The 1,499-nt window shown below is 59.4% G+C and carries 2 protein-coding genes; one reads left to right on the forward strand and one right to left on the reverse strand.

Going from position 1 to position 1,499, the window contains the following annotated elements:
- The coding region (locus tag HP499_RS24150) for a disulfide bond formation protein DsbA (protein WP_172326557.1) at window positions 1-460 on the forward strand (460 nt) is incomplete at its 5' end.
- Window positions 461-499: 39 nt separating this feature from the next.
- Here HP499_RS24150 and HP499_RS24155 read toward each other — a convergent pair.
- The gene (locus HP499_RS24155) at window positions 500-1,375 is read right to left on the reverse strand and encodes an Fpg/Nei family DNA glycosylase (RefSeq protein WP_172326558.1); all 876 of its coding nucleotides are present in this window, start codon (window positions 1,373-1,375) and stop codon (window positions 500-502) included.
- Window positions 1,376-1,499: the final 124 nt, after the last annotated feature.

Genomic DNA, 1,499 nt, shown 5'->3' on the forward strand with positions numbered 1-1,499 from the left:
GGACCTTCCCGAGGACTACCGGGCCATGATGGACGATAGCTGGGGGCCGGTCCGGGTGATCATCGCCGCCCAGGAACTCCACGGCAGCAGCTACGTCAAACCGTTGTATGACGCCATGGGGGAGCAAATCCACCACGAGGGCAACAAGGACCGGGCTTCGGTCATCCAGAAGGCCCTCGCCGAGGTAGGACTGCCGGCCGATCTGGCACGCTTCGCCACCTCAGATGAATACGATGCCCAGCTGCGTTCAAGCCACGAGGCCGGCATTTCCCTGGTGGGCCAGGACGTAGGAACTCCCGTCGTAGCTGTCAACGGCACGGCGTTTTTCGGTCCGGTCCTTACCCGGATCCCTCGTGGCGAGGACGCGGGAAAGCTCTGGGACGCCACCGTTACTTTGGCCGCATACCCCCATTTCTTTGAGCTCAAGCGCAGCCGCACGGAAAGCCCTGAATTCAACTAGCTGGAATCAACCGGCCAAGAGCTGCTTCAAGAACAGGCGCTACTTCAGAAAACGGGAAGTACGCCGGTCAGCCAGTATTTTTCCGCCGGTCTGACAGGTAGCACAGTACTGCAGGGAGGTGTCCGCAAAGGACACCTCCCGAACTGTATCCCCACACACCGGGCAAGGAATGCCGGTGCGTGCGTGCACCCTGAAGTTGCTGCGTTTAGTGTCCTTGAGTTCGCTGGAGGGCTTCCCGGCCGCCGCATTAACAGCCCCTACCAGGATTTCCTGCATGGCCTGGTAGAGCCGCTCCACCGTCGCTTGGTCCAGTGACTTGGCTATAGCGAACGGAGATATCTTCGCCGCGTGAAGGATTTCGTCGCTGTAGGCGTTGCCTATACCGGCAATGACGCTTTGGCTTCGAAGCAGTCCCTTGACCTGCTGGGAACTGGAACCAAGGATTTCGGCCAGGGCGTCCAGGTCGAAGTCGGGGCTGAGCGGTTCCGGCCCCAAGGAAGCTATTCCCGGTACGTCGCGGGGATCCCTCACCACGTAGATGGCCAGGCTCTTCTTGGTACCCGCTTCCGTCAGATCAACGCCTATATGGGCCTCGTCTACCGGGCGGTGCAGCAACAGTCGTGCAGAGATATTGCTTTTGCCCATGCGCAGCCCGGCGGAGGAGGGGTGTTCGGTGTACCGGACCCAGCCTGCCTTGGCCAGATGGAAGACGAAGAACAGTCCATCAACATCCACGCAGACAAACTTCCCAAGACGCTGCACACCTTGCACAGTCCGGCCTTCGAGGGTGCTGTATGGCGGATCAGCGGTCTTCAGTGCGGAGAAGGAATTGATGCGGACCTCGTCGAGCACGGCACCGCGGAGTTGGGTATCCAGATACATGCACAGGCCGTGCACTTCGGGGAGTTCCGGCATGGTCAATACTCTGCCACAGGTAGCCCTTAACGTGCAGGAAAACTACAGGTTTGTAGTTCTTCCAGGGCTCTTGTGCATTGCTCTCAGCGGGACAACAATAGTTCTTACCCACTTCGAAAGAAGA

Source organism: Paenarthrobacter sp. CM16 (assembly GCF_013179505.1).
GTDB lineage: Bacteria > Actinomycetota > Actinomycetes > Actinomycetales > Micrococcaceae > Arthrobacter.

Bases quoted from the DNA above. Each gene is read 5' to 3' on its own strand.
- HP499_RS24155 (WP_172326558.1), bottom strand. From the start codon at position 1,375: ATGCCGGAACTCCCCGAAGTGCACGGCCTGTGCATGTATCTGGATACC.